The sequence below is a fragment of the Myxococcaceae bacterium JPH2 genome, from assembly GCA_016458225.1.
GTDB lineage: Bacteria > Myxococcota > Myxococcia > Myxococcales > Myxococcaceae > Citreicoccus.
This window is the reverse complement of sequence record JAEMGR010000003.1, coordinates 887,869-905,815: the sequence shown is the minus strand read 5'-3', so window position 1 is coordinate 905,815 and position 17,947 is coordinate 887,869. Positions and strand designations below refer to the sequence as shown.

The 17,947-nt window shown below is 69.3% G+C and carries 17 protein-coding genes; 7 read left to right on the top strand and 10 right to left on the bottom strand.

Annotation, left to right across the window (positions count from 1 at the left end; all coding sequences use genetic code 11):
- Positions 1–247 precede the first annotated feature (247 nt).
- From JGU66_08410 to JGU66_08400, 3 genes are all read left to right on the top strand, one after another.
- A complete protein-coding gene (locus JGU66_08410) occupies positions 248–892 on the top strand; it encodes a hypothetical protein (protein ID MBJ6760785.1) in 645 nt (214 codons plus the stop codon).
- Positions 893–1,082: 190 nt separating this feature from the next.
- Positions 1,083–2,876, top strand: coding sequence for a signal peptide peptidase SppA (gene sppA, locus JGU66_08405; GenBank protein ID MBJ6760784.1), 1,794 nt, complete (start codon positions 1,083–1,085; stop codon positions 2,874–2,876).
- A gap of 612 nt (positions 2,877–3,488) precedes the next feature.
- On the top strand, positions 3,489–4,604 hold the full coding sequence (locus JGU66_08400; GenBank protein ID MBJ6760783.1) for a general secretion pathway protein GspE: 1,116 nt from the start codon (positions 3,489–3,491) through the stop codon (positions 4,602–4,604).
- On the opposite strand, the gene JGU66_08395 is transcribed toward JGU66_08400, so the two are convergent.
- The 8 genes from JGU66_08395 to rpmH are packed head-to-tail and all read right to left on the bottom strand — an operon-like array spanning position 4,527 to position 10,546.
- On the bottom strand, positions 4,527–5,186 hold the full coding sequence (locus JGU66_08395; GenBank protein ID MBJ6760782.1) for a Uma2 family endonuclease: 660 nt from the start codon (positions 5,184–5,186) through the stop codon (positions 4,527–4,529). The genes JGU66_08400 and JGU66_08395 overlap by 78 nt on opposite strands.
- Before the next feature lie 22 nt (positions 5,187–5,208).
- Positions 5,209–6,777 carry a 50S ribosome-binding GTPase gene (locus tag JGU66_08390; GenBank protein MBJ6760781.1) on the bottom strand — a complete coding sequence of 523 codons (1,569 nt, stop codon included), beginning with the start codon at positions 6,775–6,777 and terminating at the stop codon, positions 5,209–5,211.
- A 51-nt stretch (positions 6,778–6,828) separates the two neighbouring features.
- Positions 6,829–7,056 (bottom strand): hypothetical protein, encoded by a 228-nt coding sequence (locus tag JGU66_08385; GenBank protein ID MBJ6760780.1) that lies wholly within the window; start codon positions 7,054–7,056, stop codon positions 6,829–6,831.
- A gap of 56 nt (positions 7,057–7,112) precedes the next feature.
- Positions 7,113–7,871 (bottom strand): hypothetical protein, encoded by a 759-nt coding sequence (locus tag JGU66_08380; GenBank protein ID MBJ6760779.1) that lies wholly within the window; start codon positions 7,869–7,871, stop codon positions 7,113–7,115.
- Complete coding sequence (yidC, locus tag JGU66_08375) at positions 7,868–9,694, bottom strand: membrane protein insertase YidC (protein MBJ6760778.1); 1,827 nt, start codon at positions 9,692–9,694, stop codon at positions 7,868–7,870. Before yidC ends, JGU66_08380 begins: the two co-directional genes overlap by 4 nt.
- Before the next feature lie 52 nt (positions 9,695–9,746).
- Positions 9,747–9,965: a membrane protein insertion efficiency factor YidD gene (yidD, locus tag JGU66_08370; GenBank protein MBJ6760777.1), complete on the bottom strand. Its 219-nt coding sequence runs from the start codon at positions 9,963–9,965 to the stop codon at positions 9,747–9,749.
- Positions 9,962–10,381: a ribonuclease P protein component gene (rnpA, locus tag JGU66_08365; GenBank protein MBJ6760776.1), complete on the bottom strand. Its 420-nt coding sequence runs from the start codon at positions 10,379–10,381 to the stop codon at positions 9,962–9,964. The genes yidD and rnpA overlap by 4 nt, the downstream gene beginning before the upstream one ends.
- Positions 10,382–10,393: 12 nt before the next feature.
- Positions 10,394–10,546: a 50S ribosomal protein L34 gene (gene rpmH, locus JGU66_08360; GenBank protein MBJ6760775.1), complete on the bottom strand. Its 153-nt coding sequence runs from the start codon at positions 10,544–10,546 to the stop codon at positions 10,394–10,396.
- 360 nt (positions 10,547–10,906) lie between these two features.
- Here rpmH and dnaA point away from each other — a divergent pair, with 360 nt between their 5' ends.
- Positions 10,907–12,256 carry a chromosomal replication initiator protein DnaA gene (gene dnaA / locus JGU66_08355; protein MBJ6760774.1) on the top strand — a complete coding sequence of 450 codons (1,350 nt, stop codon included), beginning with the start codon at positions 10,907–10,909 and terminating at the stop codon, positions 12,254–12,256.
- 18 nt (positions 12,257–12,274) lie between these two features.
- Here dnaA and JGU66_08350 read toward each other — a convergent pair whose 3' ends face one another.
- Entirely contained in the window at positions 12,275–12,760 is a 486-nt protein-coding gene (locus tag JGU66_08350) for a DUF2267 domain-containing protein (protein ID MBJ6760773.1), read from the bottom strand.
- A 291-nt stretch (positions 12,761–13,051) separates the two neighbouring features.
- Here JGU66_08350 and JGU66_08345 point away from each other — a divergent pair, with 291 nt between their 5' ends.
- Complete coding sequence (locus JGU66_08345; protein ID MBJ6760772.1) at positions 13,052–14,074, top strand: hypothetical protein; 1,023 nt, start codon at positions 13,052–13,054, stop codon at positions 14,072–14,074.
- A gap of 4 nt (positions 14,075–14,078) precedes the next feature.
- Here the strand turns inward: JGU66_08345 and JGU66_08340 are convergent, their stop codons facing one another.
- Complete coding sequence (locus tag JGU66_08340; GenBank protein ID MBJ6760771.1) at positions 14,079–14,867, bottom strand: DUF4190 domain-containing protein; 789 nt, start codon at positions 14,865–14,867, stop codon at positions 14,079–14,081.
- A gap of 152 nt (positions 14,868–15,019) precedes the next feature.
- Here JGU66_08340 and JGU66_08335 point away from each other — a divergent pair, with 152 nt between their 5' ends.
- Together JGU66_08335 and JGU66_08330 are read left to right on the top strand one after the other, a co-directional pair.
- A complete protein-coding gene (locus JGU66_08335) occupies positions 15,020–16,402 on the top strand; it encodes an insulinase family protein (protein ID MBJ6760770.1) in 1,383 nt (460 codons plus the stop codon).
- The gene (locus JGU66_08330) at positions 16,402–17,925 is read left to right on the top strand and encodes an insulinase family protein (GenBank protein ID MBJ6760769.1); all 1,524 of its coding nucleotides are present in this window, start codon (positions 16,402–16,404) and stop codon (positions 17,923–17,925) included. The genes JGU66_08335 and JGU66_08330 overlap by 1 nt, the downstream gene beginning before the upstream one ends.
- Positions 17,926–17,947: the final 22 nt, after the last annotated feature.

The following is a 17,947-nucleotide window of genomic DNA, read 5'->3' as shown; positions in this document are numbered from 1 at the left end:
CCTTTCAGAGAGTGCACGGGACTTTGAACCACCCACGAGGTGCCCGCCATCCCGAGCGACCTGGCTTGGCGGCGGCGGCGGCGGGTGTGTTCAGCCCCTGTCTCGACACGACCTGACAGGTTCTTCCCCACGTTGATCACTTCAAAGGTCCCATGACAGGATGTATGGAGGCGGATGCCCCCTATCCGCCGTGTCAGGTGGGTTTGGTAGAGCGAGGTGACTGGCCGAACCGGGGCCAGGAGGAGGAATGGTCATGGAGATGGTGGGCGGGGATGTGATGCAGGTGCTGCTGCACGAGTTCCGAGACTTCCGGCAGCAGGTATCGGCGCATCACGAGCGAACGGAGCAGCGCTTCACACGACTTGAGCAGGGGGTCGCGGAACTCAAACAAGACATCGCACGGATCGATCGGAGGCTCGAAGCGGTCGAATACCGTCTCACTGATATCGAAAGGAGGCTCACAGACCTCGAAGTCAGGATGGCAAACGTCGCGCAGCGGCTCGCGGACCTCGAAGTCAGGATGGCAAACGTCGCGCAGCGGCTCGCGGACCTCGAAGTCAGGATGGCAAGAGTCGAGGAGCGCCTCATCCTCGTGGAAGTGCGGATGACGAAGGTCGAGGAGCGCCTCATCCTCGTGGATCGGTCTGTCGATCGACTGAGCCTCCAGATTTCCATCCTGGAGCGGTCCGTGACAGGCGTGAACCAGACGCAGTCCATGGTCGTCACGGAGTTGGACAAGCTCGTGAAAGAGGTCTCTCAATTCAAGACCCAGTACACGTGGCAACTGAAGAACCTCCATCGCGTCATCGTGAAGTTCGCCGAGACGCAGGATGAACTCGAGATTCGCCTGAACGCCCACGCCTTGCGCATCGAAGAACTCGCAAACGCCTGAGCGTCCGGCCCCTCTCCCGCAGAGACAGCCCGCGCTCCGCGGGAGGGCGGGCAAGCTGGACCCGCCCCTGTTGCCACACGACATCCGCGGCGCACCCCGCATGGCAAGCATCGTCGCTCAGGCGCGTTAGTAGTAAGCACCGCCTGCCGGGGTCTTCCCTCGGATACTCGGGCACCAGGAGTCCTTCCGGATGAAACGCTTCTTCATCGGCGCGCTCGCCTGCATCGGCGCGCTGTCCATTCTCTTCTTCATCGGCATCGTGGGACTGCTGGTGCTCGCGTCCTCCAGCAAGCCGAGCGTCCCCTCCAACCTCGTCCTGGAACTGGACCTGGACCAGCCCCTGCCCGAGCACGTGCTCGACGAGTCCTTCGCGGGAGCCTTCGGCAAGCGGCCCACCACCGTGCGGGACGTGGTGGAGGCACTGGAGAAGGCGGGCAGTGACCCTCGGGTGAAGTCGGTGGTGGCGCGCGTGGGCTCGCCCGGCAGCGCGGCCCAGGCGCAGGAGCTGCGCGACGCGGTCCAGGCCTTCCGGGCCAAGGGCAAGCGCGCCGTGGCCTACGCGGACAGCCTGGGCGAGTCCGGGAACGGAACCGGCGCGTACTACCTGGCCAGCGCCTTCGACGAAATCTACATCCAGCCCTCGGGCGACGTGGCGCTGACGGGCATCTCCATCGAGACGCCTTTCGCGCGCGACGCCTTCGCGAAGTTCGGCGTGGTGCCGCGCTTCAGCAAGCGCGCCGAGTACAAGAACGCCGTCGATACCTACACGGAGCAGGACTACACCGCGCCCCACCGCGAGGCCACCGATGGCTTCACCAGCAGCCTCTACGGACAGATTGTCCGCGGCGTCGCCGAGGGCCGGAAGATGACCGAGGCCCAGGTGCGCGACCTCATCGACCACGCGCCGTACTTCGGCAAGGAGGCGCTGGAGGCCAAGCTCGTGGACGGTCTGCGCTACCGGGACGAGGTCTACGACGACCTGAAGAAGCAGGCCGGGGAGGGCGCTCAGCTCCTCTACGCGGACAAGTATCTGGAGCGCGCGGGGCGGCCGCATACGCGCGGCGACACCCTCGCGCTCATCTACGGCGTGGGCGAGCTGGTGCGCGGCAAGAGCCAGTCCAATCCGCTCAGCGGTGGACAGGCGATGGGCGGTGACAGCGTGGCCTCGGCGTTCCGCAAGGCAGTGGAGGATCCGCGCGTGAAGGCGATCCTCTTCCGCGTGGACAGCCCCGGAGGCAGCTACGTGGCCAGCGACACCGTGCGCCGCGAAGTGCAGCGCGCTCGCGAGGCGGGCAAGCCCGTCATCGTCACCATGGGCACCTATGCGGCCAGCGGCGGGTACTTCGTGTCCATGGACGCGGACAAGATCGTCGCGCAGCCCGGCACGCTGACGGGCAGCATCGGCGTGTACAGCGGCAAGTTCGTGACGGCGGACTTCTGGGCGAGGCTCGGCGTGAACTTCGACGCCGTCAGCCAGGGCCGCAACGCGAACATGTACAGCTCCGACTCGGACTTCACGCCCGAGGAGAAGCAGCGCTTCGAGAACTCGTTGGATCAGATCTACGCCGACTTCACCGCGCGCGCCGCCGCTGGACGGAAGCTCCCCGTGGAGAAGCTGCGCGACGTGGCCCGCGGCCGCGTGTGGACCGGCGAGGACGCATCGACGCGGGGCCTGGTGGATGCGCTGGGCGGATATGCGAAGGCCATCGAGCTGGCGAAGGAGGCCGCGAAGCTGCCCAAGGATGCGCCCATCAACATCGAGGAGTTCCCGCGTCCCAAGCCGACCGCGCAGGTCCTCGCCGAGCTGTTCGGTGAGCGCAACGGAGACAACAGCGAGGACGACGTCACCGCGCGCGCCGCGACCTGGGCGCCCGTGATGGAGCAGGCTCGCGCCGTGTACCAGCTCGGTGAGCAGTTGGGACTGACGCGAGGCAACGCGCGCTCGAGCGCGCTCTACGCGCCGCCGCCCGCGATCCGCTGGTAGTGCGCAGCACGAGAGACCGGGGCGCTCACGTTCCCCGGTCTCTCACTCGCGCGAGGGTGAAGCTCGCGCCGTGTGCCTCGTGACGACTCAGGCCATGAGCCGCGGTGCATGCGCCCACCCCGTAGGTCCACGATGTACGGCCCGCCTGCGGGCGCGGTGCACGGGCCGTGGCTCGGCGACACGCGGCGCGAGGGGAGGGCGCGCGCCTCTTGGGCCCATCTCTCAGCCAACTCCGCGATGCGCCACGCAAGGCCTGCGCGCGGGAGGGAATCGCGACCCTGGCTCTACCCATGACAGGCCCACACCCGAGCCGACCAAACTGGGTCCCCGACAACACGTGGGTGTGTCGCGTGGGCCTAGCCTCCACCCACCAAGGCCCGCAAAGCGGGTGTGTCGCATGGCCCTTGGGTCCACCCTTGGAGGCCCACACACTCGGTGGCCTCAAGGATTGGCGCTCAGTCCGTTGAAACAGTTCAAGAGCAGCCCAATCGCCTGGAAAGAAGCACAGCTTCCCGGGGCCATGGGGACACCGCTCGCGTTTCACCCCGGAGACCGAGCGCCACCCAGTGGCGCACCGTGCCACGTGGTAGGGGGGCCGGAGGAGTCGACATCATGAAGAAGCGTTTGGGGGACATCCTTCTGGCTCGGGGCGTGCTGGACACCTTGCAGCTCCAGTCCGCGCTCGCCTACCAGCGCAAGTGGGGCGTTCCGCTGGGCCAGGTGGTGGTGGACCAGCGCTTCTGCACCGCCGATGTCGTGTTCGCCGCGCTGGCTGAACAGGCGGGGCTGCAGACCGTGGACCTGGACACCGTGGCACCCGAGTCCGTCCTGACGCGCCTCATCCCGGAGAAGGTGGCCGAGGCGCACCGCGTGGTGCCGCTGCGGATGGAAGGGCAGGGGCCTCGCGACACGGTGCTGGTGGTGGCCATCGCCGCGCCGGCGAGCATGGCGTCGCTGGACGTGGTGAAGAGCGTGTCGGGGAAGGGGAGGGTGGTGGCTCGGCTGGCCACGGATGCCGCCATTCGCCGGGCCATTGGTCGGCTGTACCGAGGCGAAGTGGGCCCCGCCCCGCGCCGTCCAGGCTTCGAGGGCTTCTCCCTGCCCGAGGCCGATGACGCCATGCCCGTGGTGATGGGCGAGACCATGGCGGAGCTGACGAACATGGAGACCTCCGCCCATGAGGGCGCCACGGGGTTGCCGCTGCTCGCGCCGCTGGAGGCTCGGGCACCGCGTGCTCCGCTGCCAGCGCTGGCGCGGGTGACGCCGCAGCCGTTGGAGCCGGTGACGGCCATGGGCCAGGTGCTCGTGTACGGGTGGGGCGCGGCCGCCGCGGTGGGGTTGGTGCGCGTGCTGAGCGACGAGGGGCTGCTGGCGCGCGTGGCTCGCACCGACGAGGTGCTCGCCGCGGACGAGGCGCAGGTCGTGGTGGCGCCGCTGCCGTCCATGGAAGCGCTGGGCCGACGCGTGCGTGCGCAGGTGTTGGTGGCGGGCAAGACGCCCGAGTTGGATCTCCCTCGGGCTCAGGCCGTCGGCGCTCGCGGGTTCCTCGCGGCGCCGGTGGATCCGGATCTGCTTCTGCGGGCGGTGCGCCGACTGGCTGCCTCCGCTGACGATGCCACGGACAAGCGCGCCCGCTGGAGCGATGCCCTCTCAGGGAGCGGCGTGCAGGAAGGAAGTCTCCTCGGGGACATCCGGCAGCCACAGCGAGCCCAGCTCCAGCGCCACTGAGGAGAAGGGTTCGGCGCGAACCCAGGCGTCGCCTTCGTAGCTTCCTGTGAGGAGCCACCCGCGCTTCACGCGCTGGTAGGTCTCCAGCGTGCGCGCGTCCGGGTCCACCAGCCACACATTCGACACGCCCTCGCGCGCGTAGAGCGGCAACTTGCGCGTGCGGTCCAGCCCCGTGGTGGCGGGCGCGAGCACCTCGCAGACCCAGTCGGGCGTCAGCGTGAGGAAGGACACACCGGGGTCCAGCGGCTCGCTGATGCGCTCGCGCCGCCAGCCCGCGAGGTCTGGCACGAGCAAGTCATGGCCCAGGTGCAGCTCTGGCGCGCGGAGGAAGCACCAGCGGCCCGTGCCGCCGCGGCGCTTGTCGAGCGCCTCCCCCAGTTCCACGCCCAACATGAAGGCCGCGCGCGACTGCGGCAGACCGGGGCGTGGGGACGCCACCAGCTCTTCGTCGAGGATTTCCCCCACCCAGCCCGAAGGCAGCGCCGAAAGCAGAGAATAGGGATGCGAGTGGGTGCTGAGTGCCGTCACGGCGCCTCCGTGAATACCGGTTGAGGCGGGGCATTCTAGGGACGGGTCTGACATGTCCCGCGACGCCGCGCGGGTGCTACTTGCCGATGCAGAATCGCTGAAAGAGTGCATCCAGGAGCGCCTCGGAAACGGTGGTTCCGGACACTTCTCCCAGTGCCTCCAGCGCGAGTCCCAGCTCACCGGAGAGGACCTCGAGGGTGGACACGCGCGAGGCCTCGAGTGCGCGGCCCAACGCCTCGGACGCGCGACGCAGGGCATCCGCATGGCGCTCGGAGACGAGGGCAACCGCGGACGGAGTGCCCGCCCCCCACAGCCGCGTCACCATGGCGGCGCGCAGCGCCTCGACGCCCTCGCCCGTGAGCCCACTCACGCGCAGCTCCGACACGAGCGGAAGCGCGTCACCAGGGCCCAAGTTCGTCGCATCGTTCGCGCGCAGCGCTGAACCGTGGATGCGCATGTTGCCCTCGCCCGTGCTGGTCACATCGCTCGCGCGAGGCACCCGAACGAGCGGAGGCGAGTCGGCCTCGCGCACGTTCATCACGCCACTCGCGTGACTCTCGGATCCAACCCGCTCCAAGTCGGATCCGCTCACGCTCGTCGCATCGCTCCCGCGCGGATCCACGTCACGCGGACGAACGGCGACATCGCACTTGCCCATCAACCGCAGCACGGGTGTCGCTCCGGCCTCGCGCTCCCACGCATGCGCCTCCTCGGAGCTCGCATCCGGGGGCAGCACGAGCACCGCGAGATCCACCGCGGCGAGCAACTCCCGCGTGCGCGCGATGCCGAGCGCTTCCACGCGCCCAGGCGCCTCGCGCAGTCCCGCCGAGTCGTAGAGCGTGATGCCCAGCCCGTCCCACTCGACACGGGCCTCCAGCGTGTCTCGCGTAGTCCCAGGCTCCGCGTCCACGAGCGCGCGCGCCTCGCCGACCAGTCGATTGAAGAGGGTGGACTTGCCCGCGTTCACCGGGCCGAAGAGCGCCACCCGCGCGCCACTTCGCACCAGTCGGCCGCGTCCCGCCTCGGCCAGCAAGGCCTCTGCCTGCGCCTTCAGCGGCACGACGCGCGCGGCGGCATCCTCGTCCGCGCCCTCGGCTTCGTCCGGAAAGTTGAGCACGCCCTCCAGGTCCACGTGCAGCGCGCGCAGGGGCTCTTCCAGCGCGCGCACGCGACTGGCGAGCGCTCCGGACAAGCCCGCGGCGGCGGCGCGCACGGCCGCTTCCGAGTCCGCCGCCACGAGGTCCGCCACCGCCTCGGCGCGCGTCAGGTCGATGCGTCCCTGCAGGAAGGCGCGCTTGGTGAACTCACCCGGCAGCGCGAGCCGCACGCGCGCATCCTCGAGCACGCGCCCCAGCAGCAAGCGCAGCAGGCGCGGACTGCCGTGCGCGTGCAACTCCACCACGTCCTCGCCCGTGAAGGACCGCGGCCCTCGGAAGTAGAGGAACAGACCCTCGTCGAGCATCCGCCCCTCGGCGTCCACGAAGGAGGCCAGGTAGGCGTGACGCGGCGTGGGCTCGGCGGGGACGCTGGGGGCGAGCCGACGGCCCACCTCCAGCGCATCCGGTCCGGACAGCCTCAGGATGCCCACGGCGCCGGCGGCGGGCGCGGTGGCGAGCGCGACGATGGTGACGGAACCGGACGTCATGGTGACGAAGCGCGGGAGGTCCTCACCGCGCCAGCTCCTGAGACGAGCGGCCTACCGGACTCCCGGCGGCGGAGTGGAGCCCCGCGCGGCGCGCTCCACGGCCTCGCGGTTCTCCTCGATGTACTTCTCCACGGCGGCGTCGTCGATCTCCAGGTCTCGCAGCACACCGGGGTAGACGACTCGGAAGGCCGTGGACTCCTCATCTCCGCGGAGGCGGAAGCTCATCTTCACCACGGCGGCGCCGTACAGCTTGTCCTTCAGTCCCTTCGCCTTGCCCATGAACCTCTTCTCTTTCTCCAGGCAACCCGACGAGCCCCCGCGCGTCGGGGCCATGCCTACTCGTCGAGGTCGTCCTCGTCATCGTCAGGGAGCAGGCTCCGCTTGGGCAGCGGCGCCGGCTTGTCGGGGGTGAACACCACCCGGCGATTGCGGCCCTCACCCTCGGCCGTCACCTTCACCCCGGACACTCCTTCTACCGCCTTGAGGGCCCGCGCGCGGTCCTCCATCTTCATCGCGGCCAGCGCGTAGAAGCGCCCCAGCCCGGCGGACTTCTCGGCGATCCGGCGCACGGCCTCTCGCAAGGCCGCGTCCTCATCGACCGCGACCGAGCGCTCATCCACGTCACCCCGAGGCGCCGCGGGAGCCCGCGCGGGAGCCGCAGCCGCCGCGGCCTTGGGCGCCGCCGCCTGCCGAGCCGCGGGAGCCGCAGCCGGAGCCGGCTGGGCACGCGCGGCAGGAGCCGGAGCGGGCGCCGCGGGAGCCTGCTGCGCCTCGCGACGAGGACGGGGCTCCGGGTGGACACCCGCGCCCAGCATCACCCAGCGTCGGTCCACGCCTGGGCGGTGCAGCATCTTGTTGAGCAGGAACTGGAGTGAGTCCACCACCTGGCTGCGCTTGCCCACCTCGACGCCCGCCGGAAGGCCGGCGTCGAAGTGAAGCGCCACGGACAGGCTGCCGTCCGAGGCGTCCTGCATCTCCAACCGGGCCGGGAAGCCCATCAGCCCGAGGATGTCGGTGAGCAGTCGCTCCACGCGGGCGCGGAAGTCCGCGCCGCCCGCCACGCCCTGCTGCGTCGTCCCCTGCGGCTCGCTCACTTGCGCTTGCCTCCCGTGGCGGAGACGGCCGCCGTCCCTTCACCCGTCGGGTTCCCGCCCTTGCGCGCCAGCCACTTCCGCAGGCCGTACTGCTGCGCGATGGAGAGCACGTTGTTGGTGAAGATGTAGAGCGACAGACCGGCGGGATACTGGAGCAGCGTGAAGGTGAAGATGACCGGCAGCACCCAGGTCATCATCTTCGCCTGCTGCGCATCCATCATCTGCGGCTGCATCTTCTGGGTGATGATCATCGACACACCCAGCGCCAGCGGCAGGATGTACGTGGGGTCCTTGTAGGTCAGGTCCGTCCACACCGGCCCGAAGAAGGGCTCGCCGTAGATGTCGAAGCTGTTGCGCAGCGACGTGAACAGGGCGATCCACACCGGCATCTGGATGAGCATCGGGAGGCACCCGCCCAGCGGGTTCACCTTGGCCTCCTGGTAGAGCTTCATCGTCTCCAGGTTCTGCCGCTCACGGTCGTCCGCGAACTTATTCTTGATCTCCTCCAGGCGCGGCTGGAGCTTCTTCACCTGCTCCATGCTGACCATCGAGCGGTAGGTGAGCGGCAGCAGCACCAGCTTCACCAGCACGGTGAGCAGGATGATGGCCACGCCCCAGTTCCCCACGAGGCCGTGGAAGAACTTCATGATGGCCAGCAGCATCTTGCAGATGACCGCCCAGATGCCGAAGTCGACCGTGTCCTCCAGCTTGGGGTGGAACGCGGCGGCGGTGGACAGGCCCGCGGCGTCACGCAGCGCCACGCCCGGCACGGTGCGCAGCAGGTCCAGGTCCTTGGGGCCCAGGTAGCCACCGAAGCGGAACGTGGCCGTCTGGCCAGGGCCCACGTTGAGCGGGAAGCCCGCGGCGACCTCGCGCGCGGTGGGCGTGGCCGTCAGCACGCAGTGCCCGGCGATGGGCCCGTCCAGCGGATAGAGCGCGGACAGGAAGTACTGCTGGTCGATGCCGAAGAAGCTCACCTGCCCGCGCGTGTCCTCGGGCGGCTTGTCGCCGGGGCTCAGCTTGTGGAGCTTGTCGTCAATCCAGCACGCCGAGCGGCTCAGGTTGCCCACGCCGCCGAAGAAGGACGGCGCGTGCTCGAACTCCGGGTCGATGGCGCGGCTGTAGTGCACCCGCAGCTCGCCGCTCTGCGGCTGCGTGGACGTGTTGCGCACCGTCACGGTGTAGACGAGCTCGAAGCCCTCGTGCGGCCACAGGAACGACTTGGTCACCTCCCACGGGCCCTGGCGTCCGGTGAAGGCGAGGGTGCCACCGCCCTTGGGCGTGGTGCCTTCCTCCACCGCGTAGCGGGTGGTGGCCGGAAGCGGCGAGTTCCCCTCGATGGAGATGGACAGCGGCAGCGGCTGGCCGGCCACCGGGTGCGCCAGGTTCATCTGCGGCGCGGTCGGCACGGGCTTGCCGAAGAGCTTGTCGAAGCCCTCGCGGATGCTGAGCGTCTGCTGCTCACGCATCTTGCGGCCCTGCAGCTCCGCGGAGGTCAGGCCCGCGCCCTCGGAGGAGAACGCGTACTTGGCCTCCTGGCGCGCCACGTCCAGCTTGCGGAGGGGGGGCGGGGGAGCCTCGGCCGTCAGCGTGCTCTCCGCCGTGCCACCGTTTCCGGGCGGCGGCACCGCGACCTCGGCGGTGCCGGCATCGGCGCCCTGGGCGAGGACCACGCCTGCGTCGGCGCCCTCGGCACCGGGAGGCTGCGGCTTGGGAGCAAAGAAGAAGGTGTAGGCCGCGGTGGCAGCGAAGGACAGCGCGAGCGCGACCATCAGCCGCTTCTGCGAATCGTTCGACTGGGGCGAGAGCGGATCGTTCGTCATAGGGTTCCCTCTGCCGGCGGCAGAGGGCCGGAGGGAGGGCGGAAGCAAACCGTCAAGGAACGGGATCGAATCCGCCGGGGTGGAATGGCTGGCAGCGCAGCAGGCGCCAGACGATGAGCGCGCTGCCCTTCAAACCGCCGTGCTTCTCCAGCGCCAGCATGGCGTAGGTGGAGCACGAGGGGTGGAACCGGCACGCCTTCGGAAGCAACGGCCCCAAGAACCTCCGGTAGAAGCGGATGGGCAGGGCGATGAGGAAGGCGAGCGGACTCATGGAACGGGCGCTTTCGGCGGAGGCGGTGCCGGGAAGAGCCTTTGCAGCTTACGGGTGACGCCGTCGAACGCACGCGAAACTTCCGCGAAGGAAGCCTCCTTCGCCGAGGAGCGGACGACCAACACGACGTCCAATCCAGGCGGCCATTGCGTGCGACGCTTGCGAAACAGCTCGCGCAAGACGCGACGAAGCCGGGCGCGCACCACCGCGTTGCCCACCTTGCTGGAAACGGTGAGCCCCACACGAGAGTACGCCCGGCCATTGCGTTGAATGAGGGCCAGGAGACAGTCGGAAGGAACCTTCTGACCGCCGTCCTGGACCTCGAGGAACTCGCGCCGCTGCAACAGGCGCAGGGCCTTGGGGAAGCGCTCGCCGACAACCGCCGGCACCTCTGGCGCGACACCCTCGGCCGTCACTCGCGAGCCCGGTTACTTCTTCGGGGCGGACACCACGAGCCGCTTGCGGCCCTTCGCCCGGCGGCGCTTGAGGACATCCCGGCCACCCTTGGTGGCGTTGCGCTTGCGGAACCCGTGGGTGCGGTTGCGCCGAATCTTCGACGGCTGGTACGTGCGCTTGGACACGGCTCGAACTCCCTGGATGAAGGCGGCGCCTGGTCTCCCGGCGCGACCAAACTGAGTAAAGGGGGGCGTCCGTAACTCCATTTCCAGGACAAGTCAACGAAGGACCTCGTTTGCACGCCCCCGAGACCTTCGCATTCCGCACTCCCCGTGCGGCTGTCCTGATCGGCCCCCCAGCGGTTGGGGGGAGGGGAGCAAGGGCCCACAACCGCCCAGGTTCCGCGCGCGTGGATCCGATCATTCCGAGGGCAAGAACCGCGAGGACTTCCGCCACTTTGGGTCGGATCCTTGATCGACCTGGGAGCGTCTGTTAGCACGGCCGAACCCTCGCCGACTCCCCGTTTTTGCACTGTTGAGACCCGCGTGAACGCCCTCGCTCAAGTCGCTCCCTCGTTGCCAAGTGCCGGAATTCTCTGGGCGCGAATCCTGGAAGCCATCCGCCAGGAGGGCCGTGGCTACGCGCTCACGTGGCTGGAGCGGATGCGCCCTTTGGATCTGCGCGAGGGCTCGTTGGTGCTCGGCGTTCCCGATCGCTTCTTCCGCGATTGGGTGGATGACCACTACCGCGCGCTGCTCGAGTCCCACCTGGCCCGGTTGGGCGAGGGACTGTCCAAGCTGGCCTACGAAGTGGTGGAGGGACCGCCCGCTTCCGCGAACCTTCCCCCCACACCCACTGTGAAGGCCAACCCGGCGCGGCCTCCCCGGCTGACGGGTCGCTTCACCTTCGGCACCTATGTGGTGGCGGACAGCAACCAGCTCCCCGCGGCAGCGGCGGCGGCGGTGGCCGAGAAGCCGGGGCATCACTACAACCCGCTCTACATCTACGGCGGCACGGGCCTGGGGAAGACGCACCTGCTCCAGGCGGTGGGCAACCACATCTGGGAGAAGGACCCCACCCAGCGCGTGGTGTACCTGTCCAGCGAGCAGTTCACGAACGAGTACGTGGAGAGCGTGCGCGAGCACCGCATGACGGACTTCCGCCGGAAGTTCCGTGAGGAATGCGATGTGCTGCTCATCGACGACATCCAGTTCCTGGGCAAGCGCGAGGAGACACAGAAGGAGTTTTTCTACACCTTCAACACGCTCTACGAGCTGAACAAGGCCATCGTCCTCACCAGCGACACGGTGCCCGCCGAGATTCCCGGCCTGGAGGAGCGACTGCGCAGCCGCTTCACCATGGGGCTGATGACGGACATCCGCGAGCCCACCTACGAGACGCGCGTGGCCATCCTCCAGAAGAAGGCGGAGGCCGAGGGGTTGGATCTCCCGGACGCGGTGGCGCACTTCATCGCCAAGCACATCCAGAAGAACGTGCGCGAGCTGGAGGGCGCGCTCGTGAAGCTGTCCGCCATGCACAGCCTCACGCGGCAGCCGGTGACGGAGGACTTCGCCGCGCAGGTGCTGAAGGACATCCTCCCGGCGCAGCGCGTGGTGGATGTGGAGGCCATCCAGCGCGAGGTGGCCCGCTTCTACAAGGTCACCGTGGAGTCCCTGAAGGAAGACCGCCGCCACAAGCAGCTCGCGCACGCGCGCCAGGTGGCCATGTACCTGAGCCGCAAGCTGACCAAGAGCTCCTTCCCGGAGATTGGCGCGCGCTTCGGCAAGGATCACTCCACCGTCATTTCCGCGGTGCGCAAGGTGGAGGGTCTGCGCGAGTCGGATCCCACCGTGCACCGCGAGTTGGTCGAGTTGGAAGCGCGCCTCAGCGGTTAGTGCCGGGCCTCGGTCGCTTCACGCCTCGCGGGCCCAGAGCGCCTGCAGGTCGGCGGGGAGCTGTCCGATGACGTCTTCGGCTTCGCCCTCGGAGATGTGCTCTCGCACCGTGACGAGCACCGCGCGCGATAGCCGCTCGGCTTCGTTGGTCGTGATGTCCAGGTCCTCGGCCACCTGCGCGAGGAACGCCAGCAGGCCGAACTTCCGTGGAGGTTTGCCCTCGTGCCGGGGGCAGCGCTGGAGCACGTCGCGCAGCTTCTGCGGGAGCTGGGCCTCCAGGTCCTTCACTTCGCCGCCCATGAGTCGCTGCTCGATGAGGCAGAGCACGGACTGGGCTGCTTGCTCGGCTCGGGCCGCGTCCACTCCGGCGCGTTTCTGGAGGTCCTTGAGGAAGAAGCCGTAGGTGCGCGCCGTGCGCGAGGCGTGGCGCTGCTGCGCTCGCACGTCGGTGGTGGACTCCGCGCCCTGAACGTCCTGTCCCTGTTCGTCTCGCGCTTCCGCCATGGCCGTGCCTCCCGTGCAGTGTCGCTCCCATCAGCGTGCGCATCCTCGGGGGCATCGGCAGTCGGACCCTCGCCCTTGCTCGGCGGACGCCCGGGGGATGGGTCGGAGGGTGAACCGGACCCCGCTCGCCCGCCTCCGCGCGGACTTCACCGGAAGTGGAGGCCGTGGGAGGAGCCGGGCATGCTGACGCTCCACCGGGCCGCTGTGCTCGGCGCGAGCCCACGGCTCGAGGGGAGGGGACGACATGCGACACGACGGATGGACCGCTCCGGCGGGAAGGCGCTGCCTGTCATGAGCGCACCCTTGCCCGCCCCTGAGTCCCCCTCACCAAACGAGCCGCTTCGCCTGAACGAGCCGCTTCGCCCCGTGACGCTCTCGCCGGTGATTCCGCTGCGGGGACCTCCGTTCGGATCATTCCTGATCTGCGTGGCCACGTTCCTGGTGACGGCGGCCTTCCTCGGAGGGCTCTCCGGCGCCGAGGCCACGGCCTTCTGGACGCTGCCCGAGGCGCGGCTGTGGCACCTGTTCCTCGCGGCGCAGCCGGTGCTCTGGCTGGCCTCGTTCCTGGCCGTGGCGAGCGACTTCCGAGACCCCGAGCGCTCCGTGCTGCCCAGGCGGACGCCCTACCGCGCGGGGGCATTGGCGTGCTTCGCCTTGACGTTGTTCGCGGCCGCGCTGCCCATCGTCATCCAGCTGCTGACCCACACCTCGCTGCTGCCCCCCGAGGCCGCGCAAGCCACGCGCATGCCCGGCTTCCTGTGGAAGATGCCCACCCTCAGCGCGGTGGGCACCGCCGCCGCCACGGTGCATGCCTTCGGCATCCTCTGCGTGCAGGCCCGCTTGTACGAGCTGGTGACCCTGCCCGGATCAACGACGAGCGATGCGCGCGTGCGGGAGTATCAGCGGCTGCGCGAACAGCTCCGCCGGTTCCTCGGCTACGCGGCGGCCATCATCGGCATCGCGACCTTGAGCACGGGCTCGCTGCGCAACCTCATCCTCGGAGAGATGCCGGGGGCGCGCTTCTCCGCCGCGCTCGTCATGGCCTATGGCGCGTTCTTCTCCGCGCTGCTGGCCCTCATGTTCCTCCCCGCCGCGCGATCGCTGACAGCGGTGGGCGAATCCCTGGCGGAGGAGTTGTTGCAGGCCTCGCTCGGCGAGCGTCGGCGTTGGTCGGACTGGATGACGGAGCGTCAGGCCATCCGCGCCTATCTGGGCCTGGAGGACAACGCGCTGAAGGTGTTGCAGGACAGCATCGCGGTGCTCGCTCCCATCGTGGGCAGCCTCTCCGCGCTGGCCTTCAGCGCCAAGGGCTGAGGCCTCAATCCCCCTCGGCGGGCCAGATGAAGAACTTGCTGAGGAAGTAGGCCCAGCCCGCCAGGGACGCCACGCCCAGCACGATGGCCGCGAGGGCCTGTCCTCGCCGACCGATGGGCGGATGGGCTCGTGTGTTCACGCGGGTCAGCGCGATGGCGCCGCAGATGATGGCGACGGGCGCGAGCAACGGGACGAACAGTCCATTCAGTCCCAAGCCAAACGCGTGACGCGCGAGCGGGTTGTTGGCGTACAGGTCCCAGAGCCGGTGCAGCGCCTTGGACGGAATGGTCCGACGGAAGAAGAGCTGGTTGCGTGGGTCTCGGATGATGCCGAAGGCCGCCAACGTGGGGACGAGGCCCAGCGCGATGAGCCCTGGGCCGAAGTCCCGCGACATCGCGACCGCGCCGAGCAGGGGCGACACCACCAGGGCCAGCCGCGCCCAGGACTGGCCCAGGAAGAAGCCCACGCCCACGGGGACGAAGGCGAGCGCCACGATTGCGCCCAGCCAGCCTGACTCGGACGCGGACAGCGCGCCGGCCACGAGCATCAACGCCGTGCAGCCCGCGATGATGTAGGCCCAGCCGTCTCGACGGCCCCAGAGCTTCAGGCGGAACTGCTCCAGGTAGTTGATCTCCGGACGCTGGGCACAGGTCGGGCAGAAGAGGCGCCCGTCGATCCACGTCGTGCACTCGGCGCAGAGGAAGCTTCCGCAGCGCGAGCACGTCGCGCCCGCGAGTACCTCGGGATGGACGGCGCAGCGAGGCATGGCCTGGGCGGAGACATCCATGGACATGGGTGCAGTGTCGCATGGAGAACCCGGCGCGCGGACGTGCACGGCTCAACACCGGACGTCCCCTGTTCTTCCCGCGATGGCTTCCCATCCACCGGCTTCGAGCCCCGTGCTAAGCGCAGGGCCTTCCGTTCCGTGGAGGCACCTTGTCCCTTGTGAAGGCCCTCGTCGCCGCCGCTCTCCTCGCGGGGTTCCCGGCGCTCGCCCAGCAGAAGCCCGAGGCGAAGCCGTCCGAGCCCGGCCGCGAAGCGCTCGCGATTCCCTATGAGAAGTACACCCTGCCCAACGGCATGGAGGTCATTCTCTCCGTCGACCGCAAGTTGCCCGTGGTCGCCGTCAACGTCTGGTACCACGTGGGCGCGTATGACGAGCAGCCCGGGCGCACGGGCTTCGCGCACCTGTTCGAGCACATGATGTTCCAGGGCTCGGCGCACGTGCCGGATGACGTGCACATCAGCCTCATGGAGCAGGCCGGAGCCACCGACCTCAACGGCAGCACCACGTTCGATCGCACGAACTACTACCAGACCGTCCCCAGCAACTACCTGGAGACCGCGCTCTGGCTGGAGAGCGATCGCATGGGCTTCCTGCTCGATGCGCTCAGCCAGAAGAAGCTCGATACGCAGCGCGAGGTCGTCAAGAACGAGCGCCGCCAGGACGTGGAGACCGCGCCCTATGGCGAGGCGCACGAGAAGGCCTGGCAGGCCCTCTTCCCCGCGCCGCATCCGTACTTCGGCAACATCATCGGCTCCATGAAGGACCTGGACGCGGCCACCCTGGACGACGTGAAGGCCTTCTTCCGCACGTGGTACGCGCCGGCCAACGCCACGCTCGCCATCGTGGGCGACTTCGACGTGCCCTCCACCAAGGCCCTGGTGGAGAAGTACTTCGGCACGCTGTCCAGCACGCCCAAGCCGAAGCGGCCGGACGTGGCGCCGGTGAAGCTCACGCAGGAGAAGGTCATCCGCCACGACGAGCGCGTGGCCACGCTGCCCCTGCTGTCCATGTCCTGGCTCACCGCGCCGTACCTGAAGCCGGGGGACGCCACGGCGGACGTGCTCGCCACCGCGCTCGGCACGGGCAAGGCCAGTCGGCTCTATCGCCGGCTCGTGCTGGAGAAGCAGTTGGCGCAGAGCGTGGACGCCACCCAGCAGAGCCTGGGCGCGCAGTCCGTCTTCAGCATCGACGTGGTGGCCCGCCCCGGCGTCTCCACGGATGCCATCAAGAACGAAGTGGACGCCATCCTCGAGGAGGTGCGCAAAGACAGCGTCACGCCCGAGGAGATCCAACGCGTCCGCACCCGCTTTGACACGCGCATGCTCTCGGGCCTCCAGGCCGTGGGCGGCTCGGGTGGCAAGGCGGACGTGCTCCAGAACTACAACCACTTCATCGGCGAGCCCAACTACGTGGCGCAGGACCTGGCGCGCTACCAGGACGTGACTCCCGAGAAGGTGAAGCAGTTCGCTCGCGACGTGCTGCGCCCCGACGCGCGCGTCACCCTGCACGCCGTTCCGCCCTCGAAGCAGGAGGCCAAGTGATGTCGCGCCGAATCCTCTCCGCCCTCCTCGTGCTGACGCTGTCCGCGTGCGCCAGTACGCCCAAGCCGCCGCCCGCCGCACCTGAGGCGCCCACGCCGCCGCCCGCGGCGGAGCCCGCCGCTCGCGCGGAGTCCTTCCGCGACCATGCGCCCACGCCGGGCAAGCCTCCGGAGCTGGTGCTGCCCACCTTCCAGAGCGCGACGCTGGACAACGGGCTCACCGTGCTGGTGAGCACTCGCAAGGAATTGCCGCTGGTGTTCGCCGGCATCGCCTACGCGGTGGGCTCGTCGCGCGAGCCCCTCAAGCAGTTGGGCGTGGCGGACCTCTCGTACCGCATGCTGCTGGAGGGCGCGGGCACGCGAGACACGGTGACGTTGGACAACGCCTTCGCGGACCTGGGCGTGTCGCCCGCGGTCTCCGTGGAGCCCGACGGTGCCTTCGTGGGCGTGCGCGTGCTGACGCGCAATGTGGACCCGGCGCTGGCGCTGCTGTCGGACGTGGTGCTGCGGCCCACGTTCGACGCGAAGGCCTTCGAGCGGCGCAAGAAGCAGCAGCTCGCGGACCTGGTGCGCCGGCTGGGCAACCCCAGCTTCCTCGCGCAGGCCACGTACTTCCCGGCCGTCTTCGGGCCCACGCACCCGTACGGTCACGTGGGCGGCGGCACGCCCGAGACCGTGCAGGCGCTCACGCTCGCGGACGCGAAGGGCTTCTATCAGCGCAACACCGGCCCTCGGGCCGCCGCGCTGGTGATGGCGGGAGACGTGACGCTGCCTCAGGCGGTGGCCTGGGCGAAGCAGTACTTCGGCAAGTGGAAGGGCAATGCCGTGCCGCCCGCCGCGCCCGCCGCGCCTCCGGTGCCCGCGCGGCAGCTCGTGCGGCTGGTGCCCAAGCCGGGTCTGGATCAGACCATGGTGCTGGTGGGGCGCCCTGGCCTGGCCGCGGGCAACCCGGACGAGTTCCCGCTGGAGCTGGCCACCACCGTGTTCGGCGGCTTCTTCGGCAGCCGGCTCAACATGAACCTCCGCGAGGACAAGGGCTACAGCTACGGCGCGGGCGCGCAGCTCAGCCCGCGTCTGGGCGTGGGTCCGCTCACCGCCTACGCCGCTGTCCGCCAGGACGTGACGGGCCCCGCGGTGAGCGAGTTCATGAAGGAGCTGACCGACCTGAAGTCCCGCCCCATCACCGAGAAGGAGCTGGAGGCCGCGCGTGAGGGCCTCATCCGAGGCTTCCCCGGCGCCTTCGAGACGGTGGAGGGGCTGGGCTCGAGCGCCGCGTCGCTCTACTACCAGCACCGGCCGCTGGACGAGTTCGAGCGCACCGTGGCCGGCCTCCGCGCCGCGACCGCCGCCGACGTGCAGCGCGTGGCTGAGTCCTACCTGGCGCCCGCGACGATGCAGATCGTCCTCGTGGGGGATCCGCTCGTCATCCAGGAGCAGGTGGAGCCGCAGAACCTCGGCAAGCTCACGCCCGTCGAGCCCCCGGGGATGACGCCGGCCGCGCAGCCCGCCAAGCCGCGCCCGTAGAAAGCAATCCGAGGCCCGCTCG